This is a genomic window from Stenotrophomonas sp. 278, from assembly GCF_003935715.1.
Taxonomy (GTDB): Bacteria; Pseudomonadota; Gammaproteobacteria; order Xanthomonadales; family Xanthomonadaceae; genus Stenotrophomonas; species Stenotrophomonas maltophilia_AH.
Genome location: NZ_RHPP01000110.1, coordinates 1 through 14,955 on the forward strand (window position 1 = coordinate 1; position 14,955 = coordinate 14,955).

General features: G+C 67.9%; 10 protein-coding genes. 6 read left to right on the top strand and 4 right to left on the bottom strand.

Going from position 1 to position 14,955, the window contains the following annotated elements:
- The first annotated feature begins 96 nt into the window (after positions 1-96).
- The 3 genes from EGJ34_RS16190 to EGJ34_RS16200 are packed head-to-tail and all read left to right on the top strand — an operon-like array spanning position 97 to position 4,039.
- Complete coding sequence (locus EGJ34_RS16190; protein ID WP_125361528.1) at positions 97-1,416, top strand: D-tagatose-bisphosphate aldolase, class II, non-catalytic subunit; 1,320 nt, start codon at positions 97-99, stop codon at positions 1,414-1,416.
- A gap of 35 nt (positions 1,417-1,451) precedes the next feature.
- Positions 1,452-2,228, top strand: coding sequence for a DeoR family transcriptional regulator (locus EGJ34_RS16195; protein WP_125361529.1), 777 nt, complete (start codon positions 1,452-1,454; stop codon positions 2,226-2,228).
- Positions 2,225-4,039, top strand: coding sequence for an MFS transporter (locus EGJ34_RS16200; RefSeq protein WP_125361530.1), 1,815 nt, complete (start codon positions 2,225-2,227; stop codon positions 4,037-4,039). The genes EGJ34_RS16195 and EGJ34_RS16200 overlap by 4 nt, the downstream gene beginning before the upstream one ends.
- Positions 4,040-4,070: 31 nt before the next feature.
- Here EGJ34_RS16200 and EGJ34_RS16205 read toward each other — a convergent pair whose 3' ends face one another.
- The 4 genes from EGJ34_RS16205 to EGJ34_RS16220 form a co-directional block, all read right to left on the bottom strand.
- Positions 4,071-9,554 carry an AAA domain-containing protein gene (locus tag EGJ34_RS16205; RefSeq protein ID WP_125361531.1) on the bottom strand — a complete coding sequence of 1,828 codons (5,484 nt, stop codon included), beginning with the start codon at positions 9,552-9,554 and terminating at the stop codon, positions 4,071-4,073.
- Complete coding sequence (locus EGJ34_RS16210; RefSeq protein WP_125361532.1) at positions 9,551-10,744, bottom strand: M48 family metalloprotease; 1,194 nt, start codon at positions 10,742-10,744, stop codon at positions 9,551-9,553. Before EGJ34_RS16210 ends, EGJ34_RS16205 begins: the two co-directional genes overlap by 4 nt.
- A gap of 124 nt (positions 10,745-10,868) precedes the next feature.
- Positions 10,869-11,060, bottom strand: coding sequence for a hypothetical protein (locus tag EGJ34_RS16215; protein ID WP_125361533.1), 192 nt, complete (start codon positions 11,058-11,060; stop codon positions 10,869-10,871).
- A gap of 26 nt (positions 11,061-11,086) precedes the next feature.
- Positions 11,087-11,785: a ComF family protein gene (locus EGJ34_RS16220; protein WP_125361534.1), complete on the bottom strand. Its 699-nt coding sequence runs from the start codon at positions 11,783-11,785 to the stop codon at positions 11,087-11,089.
- Positions 11,786-11,979: 194 nt separating this feature from the next.
- Here EGJ34_RS16220 and bioB point away from each other — a divergent pair, with 194 nt between their 5' ends.
- From bioB to bioH, 3 genes are all read left to right on the top strand, one after another.
- The gene (bioB, locus tag EGJ34_RS16225; protein WP_125361535.1) at positions 11,980-13,029 is read left to right on the top strand and encodes a biotin synthase BioB; all 1,050 of its coding nucleotides are present in this window, start codon (positions 11,980-11,982) and stop codon (positions 13,027-13,029) included.
- A gap of 78 nt (positions 13,030-13,107) precedes the next feature.
- Positions 13,108-14,319 (top strand): 8-amino-7-oxononanoate synthase, encoded by a 1,212-nt coding sequence (bioF, locus tag EGJ34_RS16230; protein WP_125361536.1) that lies wholly within the window; start codon positions 13,108-13,110, stop codon positions 14,317-14,319.
- Positions 14,320-14,335: 16 nt separating this feature from the next.
- A partial coding sequence (gene bioH, locus EGJ34_RS16235; protein WP_125361537.1) for a pimeloyl-ACP methyl ester esterase BioH occupies positions 14,336-14,955 on the top strand: 620 nt, incomplete at its 3' end.

Consider the following 14,955-nt stretch of genomic DNA (forward strand, 5'->3'; position numbering starts at 1 on the left):
CCGGTGGCGCGCGCGGCGCGGCGCTGCTGGCCCGCCAGCAGCATCCGGCGGGTTGAACCGCACACCTTCTGATTCCACGACAACCGGAGCCTTGCCATGTCCGCCGTACACGCCTTGATCGCCGCCCATCGCCAGGGCCAGCCGGTGGGGCTGTACAGCGTGTGCTGCAGCAACGAGCAGGTGTTGCGGGCCGCGATGCAGGTGGCGCAGCACTACGGCACTCTGTTGCTGATCGAGGCCACCTCCAACCAGGTGGATCAGTTCGGCGGCTATACCGGCATGACCCCGGTGCAGTATCGCGACTACGTGCATGCGCTGGCAGACGAACAGCAGTTCCCGCGCGAGCGGCTGGTACTGGGCGGCGACCATCTGGGCCCGAATGCCTGGCAGAAGGGTCCGGCCGACGTCGCCATGGCGCACGCACGCGAGCTCATTGCCGCGTACGTGGCTGCCGGCTTCCACAAGATCCACCTGGATTGCAGCATGTCCTGCGCCGATGATCCGACGCCATTGCCCGATGCGACGGTCGCGACGCGCTCGGCGGACCTGGCGCGGGTTGCCGAGCGCACCGCCACCGAACACGGACTGCCGCCTCCTGTGTATGTGATCGGCACGGAAGTGCCGGTGCCGGGTGGCGAGTCATCGCTGGAAGGCGGCCTGGCCGTCACCACGCCGGAGGCGGCGGCCACCACGCTGGCCATCCATCGCGACGCCTTCGCCATGCCCGACCTGTTGCCGGCCTGGGAACGCGTGCTGGCGATGGTGGTGCAGCCCGGCGTGGATTTCGATCACAGCAGCGTGCATTACTACGATCCGCAGGCAGCGCAGGCACTTTCCGCCTTCGTGGAGACACAGCCGCGCATCGTGTTCGAAGCGCACTCCACCGATTACCAGACCGAAGCGGGGCTGCGCGCCCTGGTCCGTGACCACTTCGCCATTCTCAAAGTCGGGCCGGCTGCCACCTACGCGTTCCGGGAGGCCGTATTTGCGCTGGCCATGATCGAGAGCGCGCTGCTGCCAGCAGCGCAGTGCTCGCAGCTGATCGAGGTGCTGGACCGCGTCATGTGCGAGAAGCCGGGCTACTGGCGCAGCTACTACACCGGCACCGACGCGGAACAGCAGCGTCTGCGCCGCTACTCGCTCAGTGATCGCAGCCGCTACTACTGGGGTGAGCCGGCCGTGCAGGCCGCGCTGGCCACCTTGGTCGACAACCTCACCCGGCAGCGGCCGCCGCTGATGCTGCTGAGCCAGTTCCTGCCCGAGCAGCGCGCGGCGGTGCAGGCCGGCACCCTCAGCGACGCGCCCCTCGCGCTGATCCAGCACAAGGTCGCGCTGCGCCTGGCCGAGTATGCCCGCGCCTGCGGTAGCGCAGGCCCATTCGAAACCTTATCGGCAGCGGGGCTTTCGGAAGAGTAAGCTTCGGCTTTCCTTCTGAAAGGGACTTCACGACCATGCGAAACACACGGCAGCGGCGCCAGCAGATCATGCAGATGCTGGTGGAGCACGGCAGCGTGCAGGTCAGCGAGCTGGTGGAGCGTTTCGGCGTCTCGGCCGTGACCATCCGGACCGACCTGACCCATGTCGAGGCGCAGGGCCTGGCCACGCGTACCCACGGCGGCGCCACGCTCATGCGCACGCCGCCCATGGAGCAGGACATCCATGAAAAGGACACGCTCAACCTGCCACTGAAGGACAGCATCGGCGCGCACGCCGCGCAGCAGGTGCGCCCCGGCGACAACATCATCATCGACTCCGGCTCCACCACCATGACCCTGGCGCGGCATTTACGCGCGCATCGGGACGTGACCGTGATGACCAACGGGCTGAACATCGCCTGGGAGCTGGCCAACGCGCCCGGTGTGGAGCTCATGCTCACCGGCGGCCTGCTGCGCAAGCAGTCACTGTCGCTGCAGGGCAGCCAGGCCGAAGCCAGCCTCAACAGCTACAGTTTCGACACCCTGTTCCTGGGCGTGGACGGTCTGGACCTCCAGTTCGGCCTGACCACGCACCATGAAGCCGAAGCCAGCCTCAACCACCGCATGGTGGAGCGGGCCCGGCGCGTGGTGGTGCTGACCGATGCGTCCAAGTTCGGACGGGTCAGCCTGCATCGCATTGCCCGGCTGGAACAGGTCCACACCATCATCACCGACGCCAGCATTGACGCCGAGTATCTGGAAGGGCTGCAACGGCTGGGCATCGAAGTGATCATCGCCGAGACCCCTGCATGACATCAGCCGTCGCCTCGCACGCCACCCCCAACACCCACGCAGAAGGCCCCCGTTGGCCGGTACGCTACCTGTTGTTCATCGGCGGCATGGGCGGACTGCTGTACGGCATCGACATCGGCATCATCGCCGGCGCGCTGCCCTATCTGGAGGCGACAGCGACCGCCAGCTGGCACCTCACCAGCCAGCAGCTTGGCTTCGTGGTTGCGGCGGTGCTGCTGGGCAGCGTGCTGTCGTCGCTGTTCGCCGGGGCGATTGCCGATTTCATTGGCCGCCGCAACACGCTGGTGCTGGCCGGTGCCCTGTTCACCCTGAGCATTCCGGTGATGGCGCTCTCGGAAGGCTATGCCGCACTGCTGCTGGGGCGGCTGCTGCAGGGTATCAGCGGCGGGCTGATCGGCGTGGTGGTGCCGTTGTATCTGGCCGAAGTACTCAGCCCCGAGCGGCGCGGTCGCGGGGCAGGTCTGTTCCAGTTGCTGCTCACCATCGGGCTGGTGCTGGCGGCGGTAATCGGCCTGTACCAGGCGCATGCAGTGGATGCCGCCGCCGACAGCGTGCGTCACCTGCCCGCGCTCGAGCAGCAGCAGCTGCTGTTCGACGTGAAAGACCGCGCATGGCGCACCATCTTCTGGAGCTGCCTGCTGCCGGGGCTGGTGTTTACCTTCGGCGCGCTGTTCATCAGTGAATCGCCGCGCTGGCTGGCCCGACGCGGCCAGATCGACAAGGCCCGCGCGGCCCTGCAGCGCAACGTCGCACCCAGCGAGGTCGAACCCACGCTGCAGAGCATGCGGACCCCGAAGCAGACCCAGGCACTGGCCCGTGGCGCGCAGACGCGCGACCCGTTGCTGAGCCGGCGTTACGTGTGGCCATTCGTGCTGGCCTGCCTGGTGCTGGCGTTCACCCAGGCCACCGGCATCAATTCGGTGCTCGCCTACGCGGTGAACATCCTCAACCAGGCCGGTCTGCCGGGCGCGGTGGCCAACTGGGCCGACGTGGCGATCAAGCTGCTGAACGCGATCATGACCGTGGTCGCGCTGGTGCTGGTGGACCGTAAGGGCCGCAAGTTCCTGCTGATGCTGGGCACCGGCGGCATCACGGTCGCCCTGCTGTGTGCGGCGCTGCTGTTCGTGCGCGGCGAACAGGGGCGACTGGATGTGCAGCCGATCCTGCAGCAGCAGGTAAGTGGGCAAGCCCTGGACCTGACAATGGATGCGGCGCAATGGGCGCAGCTCGATCGCCACGCCGGCCCGCAACCGCAGCAGCTGACGGTGTCGTATGCCTATGGTGATTTCAGCAATGTGCGTTCGCTGCGCAGCGACAGCCTCACCGATGGCACGCTGCAGATCCGCCGCGAGGATGCGGTGTCGGCCGACAGCGTGATTGGCCGCTTCTTCCGCAGCCTGCACCTGAATCCGTTCCCCGACCCTGCGACGGCCGCCACGGCACCGCTGGTGATCGAACGTGCCAGCATCGGCCCGGTGCCCTCGCCCACTCACGGCTGGCTGGTGGCCGGCTGCATCCTGCTGTTCGTCGCGTTCTTCGCGGTCGGCCCGGGCGTGTGCGTGTGGCTGGCGTTGTCCGAGTTGATGCCCACCCGCATTCGTTCCAACGGCATGAGCATCGCGCTGTTGATCAACCAGTTCGTGTCCACCGTGATCGCCGCGCTGTTCCTGCCCACGGTGGGGCATTACGGCTACGCCAGCATGTTCTTCTTCTGGGCGGGCTGCACGCTGCTGTACTTCCTGGTAGCGGCGTTCTGGCTGCCCGAAACCAAGGGCAGGACCCTGGAAGAGATCGAAGCTCGTTTCCGGTAGCGCCGGGCACTGCCCGGCTGCTCCCCGCGCGTCACGGTGCCTCGATGTAGCCCTTGCGCAGTTTCTCGGCCACCAGCTTGTCCATCTCGCGGCGCGCGCGCTCGGCACTGTCGAACGCCTTGAGGTTGCTCTGTCCGGCGGTGCCGATTCGACCAAAGGTGACCGTCAGTTCCACGCCGTTGAGCGCGGCAGTCCAGAACTTGCGGGACGTACCCTGTTCGAAGTGGAGGCGCACCACCATTTCGCCTGGCTGCGCCTCGGTCACCGGCTCGCCCGGGGTGCTGCTCACCTGCACCGGCTGCATCACCGGCGGCACCCTCACCTCATCTGCCTCGTCGTCCAGCGCCTCGTGACCCTGCAGCGCCTGGTCGATGCGCGCGATCACCGCGTCGCGGTCGCGCAGCCAGTCGCGGCCCGGCACATCGATCACCCGCCACCCGAAGCCGCGCAGGATGCCGGGGCGGAAGACATAGCGTTCGCGGGTATCGAGCACGGTGTCATCCGGACGGTCAAGCAGGATGGCGAGCTGGTAGTCACCGCTGTCCGGGTCCACCAACGCCAGATCGCACCGGAACTGCGAGCGGCCCACGTGTTCGTGCACGGTGTGACCGCGCTGGCGCAGGGCCTGGGCGATGTCCTGACGAATGGTGTCGCTGCCCGCGCTGCGGGCGAACACGTCGCGTGCGCCCGCGTTGAGCGTGGACAGCACGGTCTGCGCCCGCTCCGTGTCGCCGCGTGCGCTCGCCTGTGCGAACTGCAGGAAGGCACGCAGGGCCGCCGCGCCGTCATTGTGGGTATTGGTGATGGCCTCGGCCTGGATGGTCGACACCACGGCCATGCGGTGACGGGCGCGGCTGAAGATCACGTTGAGGCGCTTTTCGCCACCGCGCTGGTTGATCGGACCGAAGTTCATCAGCATCTTGCCGTCCGGACCGGGCGCGTAGCAGATGCTGAGGATGATCACGTCGCGCTCGTCACCCTGCACGTTCTCCAGGTTCTTGATGAACAGCCCGTTGAACTGGTCTTCGTCCTCGCGGATGTACTCGCGTTCCAGCCGGGTGGCGAAGTCGGCATCTTCGGCGGAGAGCGCCTCCAGAGCGGTTTCGATCTCGTCCTGCTGTGCCTCGGAGAAGGCCACGATGCCGATGCTCAGGCCGGTCTCCCGGCGCAGCATCTCACGCACCATCTGCGCGATGTAACGCGCCTCCGGCTGGTTGCGCCTGCTCACATACACGCCGTCGTCCAGCCGATGGAAACTGACCGCGCGCGACAGCAGCGTGTCAGCGCCCACCCGCCCGGCATCATCGTCGGTCGAGGAGAACACCGGCATCGCGTCTTCGCCCGGCTCGATCCGCCGATCCGGAATCGTCACCAACCGACCGTCGTAGAACGCAGCATTGGAGAAGCTGATCAGCGATTCGTGCCGGCTGCGGTAGTGCCAGGCCAGCAGCGTGGCCGGCAGGTTGCGCGCCGCCTGGTTGAGCAGGCTGTCGGAGTCCATGTTGATGGCGATCTTCTCACCCTCCTCTTCGACCACCACTTCTTCTTCGCCCTCGCCGCTGGCCGAGAAGAAGCTGGTGGGCGGCAGCTGCATTTCATCGCCGACCACCACGATCTGGCGGGCACGGCTCAGGGCCGGGACCGCTTCCTCGGTGGGAATCTGGCTGGCTTCGTCGAAGATGACCACGTCGAACAGGTCCGGCGACAGCGGCAGCGTGTCGGACACCGAAAGCGGGCTCATCAGCCAGATCGGCTTGAGGTCGTTGATCACCAGGCCGGTTTCATCGTCGGACAGGTCGCGGATCGAGCGATGGCGCATGCTCTTGCCGAACTCGTGCTCAAGCTCGCGACGTCCGGTGCTGTAGCGCTTCTTGAACTCCTTGCCGGCCGCATCCAGCTGGCTGGCGGACAGCGAGGCCTGGCGGACATTGGCCGCGAACAGGCGATGCAGGGTGGCCTGCACCACCTGGGCATTCAATCCGAGCAGCGACTGCTGGTGCCGGGCAATACGGCGCGCCGCTGTGGCGAGCTGGACCCCGTCGAAACGTGCCAGCTGCGGTGCCTCCCGCTCGATCCGGCGCAATGCCTCATCGGCGATGGCCGACTCCATGCCCTCCCACGGACCCGGCAGCGTCCGCAGCGCTGTGCGCACTGCCGGATCGGCCGCCTGCACTGCCCGCAGCAGGGGCAGCAGGTCCGGCAGATCCTCCAGCACCTCGCGCAGGTCACGCAGCAGTTCGGCCACCTGGTCCAGGCTGAGGGCGTCGGACAGTTCGATGTTCGTGGTGATGCGCTGGGCCAGCTTGGTCAGCGGCTCCGCCGCCGTGGCTTCGGTGCGGGCGGCGGCCACCGGGTCCACCGCCTGGCGCAGGTGCGTGACCAGCGCGCGCAGTTCGGCCGAGGTCGCCAGGCGCTGCCTGCATTGCGTCAGCGCTTCCAGGAAGGCCCGCATGCTGGACACGCCATAGCGGCTCCGGCTGGCGGCATCGGCATCGTCCAGCGCGGCGGCGGCGGCGTGTTCGGCGGCCAATGCCTGCAGGACACGGGTGTAGCCCGGGTGCACGGCGTGCCGCCCGAAGTCATAGCGCCGGCGCAGCTCGCCGCGCAGTTTCCACCATCCCGGCTGCAGCCAGCGCAGCGCGGACGGCTCCAGGCGCTGCATCGCCTCGATGGCGGCACGGGTGTCGCCGGGCTCGAGCTTTTCGCGCCAGTGTCCGGTGTCCTGGCGGGCGGCCGACAGCGCCTGCTCGGCCTGCGCCAGCGACGCCTGCACCCCCTGCAGTTCCAGTGACTGGCCGGAGCTTTCTTCCACCAGTGCCAGGTGTGCCGCCAGTCCCTGGTCCAGCAGCCACTGGGCCTCCACCGCCAGCGCCAGCGCCTGCCGCGCGGTCATTGCAGGCGTGATCAGGCGCGCGGTGTCCTCGAACACGGCATCCAGCTGCGCCAGCAGCGCCTCGCCCTCTTCGACCCACTGGCCGGCGCGCGCATAGGCGCGTTCGTCATTGATGACCTCGGCCGACAGGCGACCGAAGGGATGCTCGGCCAGGCTGAGAAGGCCGAAGCGGTCATGCAGCTCGCGTTGCACGCGCTGCGCAAGTTCGCGATGGCGGTCCCACGCGGCCAGGCCGGGCAACATTTCACGTTGCGCTGCGTCCAGCTCAGCCGGTGCCGGCAGGCCGGCCATGCGGCGGACCAGCTGACGCACGCTGGTTCCCAGTGGCTCGGGTACCGCGGCCATCGCCTGCTCGAAGGCATCTACCTGCAACTGGTGGCGTTCCAGTGCCTCCAGCGTCCCGTCGCGCAGCTGACCCAGGCGCTCGCTCTCATGGGGTTGGGCGATCCACCGCTCATAGCCCTCGCGCAGGTCGGCGATGAAGGCTTTCTTGTCGGCCTGCGAGTCGTGGATCAGACAGCACAGCGGTTCAAGGCCGGCCTGCTTGAGCCGGTGGAACACCACATCCAGAGCAGCACGCTTCTCGCAGACGAACAGTACGCGCTTGCCGCGCCCCGCGTAGTCCGCGATCAGGTTGGTAATGGTCTGCGACTTGCCGGTCCCCGGTGGCCCCTGGATGATGAAGCTGCGCAGGCTGCGCGCCAGCCCCACGGCGGCGTTCTGGGTCGCATCCGACGCCACCACGTTCCACTGCTCACGGGTTGGCACCGGCGCGGGGGCCTGCAGGTCCACCGCGCGCGGGTCGATCGAGAACACGTGGTCGAACGCGGGGTTCTCGCCCGGCGCGTCCAGCAACTGGTTGTAGTCCCGGACCAGCGACATCTTGCGGTAGTTGAAGTTGGCAAGGCTGACCTGGGTCAGGTCCAGGTCCCAGGCATACCTGTGGCCATCGGACTCCTGCAGTTCGTAACCGACGCGATCCTGCTCGACGGCTTCGGCCACCATGCGGGCATGGCGGGGGCCGGCTACCGGTGCCGCGCCTGCTTCGAACTGCTGCGGCAGCGCGGAGGGCTGAACCCAACGCTCGAACAGGGCGCGCCCCAGCGGCCGATAGTCGTCGCGGTCGTAGCTGTAGTCGGGAAGCCCGTGATTGGCGCGGTTACTGCGCGAGGACGTGCGTCGCCGCTGATACTGCTGCAACCGCTGCAGTGCCTTCTGGCGGACCAGTCGGATCTGCGCCTTCTCGACCAGGCGCAGCGCCACCGATGGCTCGCTGCGGTGGATCTGGGCCAGCAGGTCGGCATGAATCTGCGCGATGGAGGTCTTCTGCAGGTCTACCGTTTCCGGCAGCTGGATGTCATACAGCTGGCGCAGCTGATGGCGCAGCACCGGATTGAATTCCGCTTCGCCTTCTTCGGCCTGCATCACGTACTGGTCGCGAACGCCTTTGCGCTTGGTCAGCGCGACCGGCAGCCACAGCAGTGGCGTGGTGATCCGCTCTTCCGGCGTTTCCTTGAGGTTGTGCCAGCGCAGGAACGCGACCACCAGGCGCAGGTTGCTGAAGCCATATTCGGCGCGGTCGCGTCGGGCTTCCTGGATGAGCTTGTCCAGCGCCACCGGCAGGTAGGGCTGGTCTTCGAAGCGGAGCCAGCGTTGCAGGTCCACCGCGCGACCGGCGGCGACGTCGGCGGCGAAGGGGCCGCCCCAGGTGCAGATGTGCTCGGCGCGGATGCTTTCCAGGTTCAACATCAACGGCACGCTGGAAACGGTGAGGTTGACGCTGCTGGCGGTCGGCTTGAAATACAGCAGGCGATTGCGACGGGAGAGATCGAACAGCCGGTCGCGCAGGTGCGACAGCACCGCCGCACGGCGCGGATTGGCACCACGTGCGCTGGCCAGCACGCGCTGGACGTCCAGCACGTCCGGCTGGTCGCGCCAGGTGCGCAGTCGCTGCGCCAGTCCGGCCACGTCGGTGGCGCGGTCGTGGCGGTTGAGCGCGGTCATCTCCACGATGACCGCCGCGATGATCGGGTTGAGGCGGTCGACCACGGTGAACAGGTTGCGCCGGTGCGCGGCGAAGCGCTTCAGGTCGTCCAGGTCGTCGAAATCCAAGCCGCCGGCCAGCGCCGCCAGCAGCAGGCCGAGCCGGAAGATGTCGGCGATCTCGTCGTGGTGGCCCAGCGCCAGTTCCCAGCTGGCGTAGCCAGGCAGGTATACCGGCCGCTCGATGGTGGCCTCGGCATTCTCCTGGACCTCCAGGTTGCTCAGTTCTTCCCAGCCCTGTGTGTCGTGGGAACGCCGCAGCTCGCCGACGATGTTCAAGGTGGAAGCCGGCAGAGGCTGCACCCGATGCACCGCGTCGATGTTCAAGCGCTGCGGCTGCCCTTCGGCCTGCCGCAGGTGCAGGCCGCCGTCCGCGCCCAGCACGACGGCAGTCGGGGCCAGTGCGGCCACGCGTCCCTGGGCGTGCAACTGGGCCACCTGCTCGAACAGCGGCAGCACCAGCACCAGCACATCGTCGGTCGGCAACGCTGCGCCACGCTGTGCGTCGATCAGCGCGGCCAGTGTGGTGATCGGGGTATCGACCGTGGTCTGCGCGGTCGCGTCAGTCGTTTCGTTCATGCGGCCACCACCGTGTCGGCCTTCTTCTTCAGTTTGTCGAGCTCGCGCCTGCCCAGGCGGGCGTCGCGTTTCAGGTTGGTCTGCAACGCCTCGACACTGTCCAGTTCGCGCGCCACCTGGTAGGTCCGCAGCAATGCGGCGTCCTGGGTGTCGGCGTCCACCAGAGACAGATCGAGCATCAGCGCGTTGAGGTAGTCCAGCACGCTGGCATCCACCCTCGCCTCGCGGAACGCCGCGGGCGTCACCGCGGGCTCGTCGTCGCGCCAGTCGGGAAACAGATGGCGTGCCTGGTTCAGCAGCGGCTCGGCGCGCACGCTGGCATCGGCCAGGAAGTAGGCGAGAAAGCCCCGCGTCATCGCGGTCAGGCGCAGCTGGTCGGGCAGGTCGAGCGCGTTAAGCACCAGCGGACCGCAGAGTTTTTCAGCCACCCATTCGTCCAGCTCGGGCTCACCCCTCCACCACAGGTCCAGCGCACGGGCGCGCACCACATTTTCAGGATGAGTACGGGCCGCGCTGCGCTTGCCCCGTCCAGAGTCGATCTCGGTCGCCTGGCGCAGATACGCCGCCGGATCGGGATTGGCGATACCGGTCTCCACCTTCACCAGGGTCGATACCGCCGCCGCCACCGATTGTGCGGCCAGCGCACCGGCACGGTCGGCGAACAGTTCGGTATGCAGCGAATAGCGACGAAGGGTTTCGGCATGGCTCGCGCTGGCCTGGCGCGCGGCCAGCGCGTCGCAGAGAATGCGGTCAGCGACGTGGTAGTCACCGCTGTCGCGCAGCCATAGCAGGTAGTGCGCCACCTCGTGGCCGAACAGGGCCAGCCGCTCGTCTTCGCCCAGACGCTCCAGGATCTGACCCTGCAGGACCACATGGATTTCTCCGGGTACGAAGACCAGTGAGGCGTTCATCTGCTGGCTGCCGGCCTGGTACAGCGTGGCCGGTGCCTCCACGCCCAGGCGCTGCATGGCCAGGCGCAGGCTCGCGTACACGTCGGGGTGGGCGTCCGGCTCCAGTCGATAGGTGTCGCGCAACAGCTCGCTGCGCACCTGCTGCTGGTAGTCGTCCCGGGTCTTCTGGGCGCTGGCCCAGGCCCAGACCTCCGGCTCATGCGCTTTCAGGTATGCCACCAGCGCGCGATGGTAGGAAAGCGGTTCAATCGTGAGGTGTTCGGCGGATCCCTGGCTCACCGGCGCGTCCTTTCTGTTGGCCTCGCTCCCAGTTTACGGATTTGGCCCGCATTGCGCTCGCGGATGTGCACCGCATGCACATGGCACGTTTCTGAATGATCGCGGGCAGAGGTTTGCTTCTGGACTACTCGTCATCCGGATTCAGCGGCGCATCGAGATCGACGTCAACGCCCGCCACGAGCTCTTGAAGTCGTGCAACCAAGTCGGCGTCTACGGGAGTCGCGTGGCGGAGCAACTCCTGGAATCCTTCATCCGGGACGCCGCACGTGTCCCCGGCATGTGGCTCCATGTCTTGAGGGCGCAACTGGTAGTTCATGGGACCTTCTCGCAGTGGCTGGGATGTCATGGAGTTCTAGCACACACCCACAGCGTAGCGCGGCGCAGGCCGTAGCCCTGCAGCGCGTGCACCGCCGCCTGCAGAGTCGCGCCGGTGGTCATGACGTCATCGACCAGGGTCAGCGCCCTCGGCGGTGCGATGCGCACGGCGAATGCATCGCGCATGTTCTGCTGGCGGGCCTCGGCATCCAGGCCGGACTGCGCAGCGGTTTGCCGTTGGCGCGCCAGCCCCTGCCACAGCGGCAGACACATCTCCCGGGCCAGCGGCCGGGTCAACTCCAGCGCTTGATCGTAGCCACGCTCGCGCAGCCGTCTGCGGTGCAGGGGCATCGGCAGCAGCGGTTCGGTGAGGAAGGGCGGCACCCGCTGCAGCATCAACTGCGACAACAGGCGACCGGCGGCCAGGTCCTGGCGGAACTTGAAACGCCGGATCAGGCGGTCGACCGGCGGGGCGTAGACGAAGGTGGCGGCAGCCGCTGTCTGGAGGGGAGCATCGCTCAAGCACACGCCACAACTGACCGCAGGATCTCCCTCAGGCAATGGCAACGCACATACCGGGCAGGCGTGATCGTTCCACGGCAGGGCCGCGTGGCAGGCGCGGCACAGGTCCAACCCGTCCGCACCGGGCTCGGAGCACACCAGGCAGCGTAGCGGCAGGGCCTGCAGCGCCAGCCGGGAAAGGGCATGGAAAAGTGTATGGAGCACGGCAGTGTACCGGGCATTGGGCCGACACCCAGCGTGCCCGCACCCGTCTGGGATCGGGATCAGTAGACGCCGCTATCGTGCGTCATCCAAAGACGGAAGTCGGCACTGTAAACTCGTAATCTTACTAGAAGGTTGACAGCAACCCGATCCACTCTCCACACTGCCGCCCTTCCACTCCAGCGGGCAGGCCCTGCATGTCCACCGTCCTCCGCCACGACTGGCAGCCACAGGAACTGCTGCAGCTGTTCGACCTGCCCTTGCCCGAGCTGCTGTTCCGCGCCGCGGCGGTGCACCGCGAGCACTTCGACCCGGCCCAGGTCCAGGTGTCCACACTGCTGTCGGTGAAGACGGGCGGCTGTCCGGAAGACTGCGCCTACTGCCCGCAGGCGCAGCGCTACGACACCGGGGTGTCGGCGCAGAAGCTGATGGCCACCGAGGAAGTGGTCGCCCGTGCACGCCAGGCCAAGGCGGCGGGTGCCTCACGCTTCTGCATGGGCGCGGCATGGCGTTCGCCAAAAGACCGCGACATTCCCAAGGTCGCGGCGATGATCCGCGAGGTGAAGGCGCTGGGCCTGGAGACCTGCGCCACGCTCGGCATGCTCGACCGCCCGCAGGCCGATGCGCTGCGTGCGGCCGGACTGGACTACTACAACCACAATCTGGACACCGCGCCGGATTACTACGACTCCATCATCCACACCCGCCAGTACCAGGACCGCCTGGACACGCTCGAGCACGTGCGCGATGCGGGCCTGAAGACCTGTTGCGGCGGTATCGTCGGCATGGGCGAGACGCGCGAGCATCGTGCCGGCCTGCTGCTGGCGCTGGCCAACCTGCCCAGCCACCCTGATTCGGTACCGATCAACCGGCTGGTGCAGGTGGCCGGCACCCCGCTGCATGGCAGCGCGGAACTGGACCCGTTCGAATTCGTGCGCATGATCGCGGTGGCGCGCATCGTGATGCCACGTTCGATGGTGCGACTGTCGGCCGGGCGCGAGACGATGAGCGACGAGCTGCAGGCGCTGTGCTTCCTGGCCGGTGCCAACTCGATCTTCCATGGCGAGAAACTGCTCACCACCGGCAACCCGGACACCGCCCGCGACCAGGCCCTGTTCGAGCGGCTGGGCCTGCAGCCGATGCCGGTTACGGTGGATGCGCCCGGACATGACCACCCCGGCACCGTGCATGCCGACATCACCCAGCCGACCGCCACCTGCGGCGGACGCTGCGGACAGGCGGCCTGACCCTCCGACCGGGGGTGCGGCGCCCGGCCCGCCAACCGGGTACGCTAGCTGCCCTCCCCGACCATGCCAGTGACGACCATGGCCCGCCCTGACCTGCACGAACGACTTCAGTCCCAGCGCAAGCTTCGCCAGGCGCAGGGCCGCCTCCGTGTACGCCGCACCGTGACCCGCCGCGATGGCGTGCGCCTGGAAGTGGACGGGCAGTGGCTGACTGGCTTCTGCAGCAATGACTACCTGGGCCTGTCCCAGCAGTTCGGCGTGGTCAGCGCGCTGCAGGACGCCGCCGCGCGCGAGGGTGCCGGCGCGACCGCTTCGCACCTGATCTGCGGTCACCACGCACTGCACGAAGCGCTGGAACAGGAAATGGCCGATTGGCTGGGCTATCCGCGTGCGCTGCTGTTCGGCAGCGGCTTCGCTGCCAATCTGGCGGTGCAGCAGGCGTTGCTCAGCGAGGAAGACGACGTCTGCGTGCAGGACCGGTTGAACCATGCCAGCCTGCTCGACGCCACCCGGCTGGCCGGCTGCCGCCTGCGCCGCTATCCGCACCTGGACAGCGAAGGCGCGCTGCGCCAGCTCAAGCATGCCCCGGAAGGCGCGGCCATGCTGGTCACCGACGGCGTGTTCAGCATGGACGGCGACATCGCGCCGCTGCGTTCGCTTTCGCTGGTGGCCCGCATGCAGGAAGCACTGCTGTATGTGGACGATGCCCATGGCATCGGCGTGGTCGGCGAGCATGGCCGCGGCTGCGTGGCGGACGCAGGCCTGGGCGTGACCGACGTGCCGCTGCAGCTGGCCACGTTGGGCAAGGCGCTGGGCAGCAGTGGCGCGCTGGTGCTGGGCGACGAAGCGATGATCCAGCATCTGGCCGAAACCGCACGTCCATACATCTACACCACCGCGATTTCCCCCGCCCAGGCGGCCGCGTCGCTGGCCGCGGTGAAGCTGGCCCGCCGCGATGACTGGCGACGCGAGAAGCTGACCGAACTGGTCGGCGTGTTCCGTGCGGGCGCACGCCAGCACGGACTGGAACTGATGCCCTCCGACACCCCGATCCAGCCGCTGCTGTGCGGTTCGGAAGCCACGGTGGTCGCGCTGTCGGCCGCGCTGGAAGCGGCTGGCTTCCTGGTCAGCGCGATCCGTCCGCCGACCGTGCCGGAAGGCAAGGCGCGGCTGCGCGTGACCCTGTCGGCCCTGCATACCCCGGCGCAGGTGCGTGGCTTGACCGACGCCATTGCCGATGCCCGAGAGAAGGTACTCCGGCAGCAGTCGCTGGACGCGCTGAGCGCGTGACGCTGGCCGGCTGAGCATGCATATCGAGGTCACGGGTCGCGGTCCGGCGCTGGTACTGATCCACGGCTGGGCCCTGCATGGCGGGGTGTTCGCCCCGCTGGTGGAACGCCTGCAGGACGAGTTTGAACTGCACCTGGTCGACCTGCCGGGCCACGGCCACAGCCGCGAAGATGTCACCGCGCTGCGCGTGCCGCAGGTCGTCAATGCCATTGCCGCCGCCACGCCGCCGGCCGTGTGGTGTGGCTGGTCGCTGGGCGGGCTGTTTGCGCTGCACGGAGCGGCCGTGGTGCCCAAGGTCCGCGGTCTGGTGATGATCGCGGCCACGCCGCGTTTCGTCCGCGGCGAGGATTGGCCGCATGCGGTCGAGCCGGCGGTGTTCGCGCAGTTCGGCCAGGACCTCGCGCAGGACTACCGAGGCACGCTGGAGCGTTTTCTGGCGCTGGATGCCATGGGCTCCGAGCACGCCCGCCAGGAGCTGCGCACCCTGCGCGCGGCGCTGGTCGAACGGGGCGAACCTGCTCCGCGCGCGTTGCAGGAAGGGCTGGCCCTGCTGGAGAACACCGACCTGCGGGGCGCGCTGCCGGCGCTGGCAAAGCCCAGTCTGTGGCTGGCCGGACAGCGCGACCGGCTGGTCAG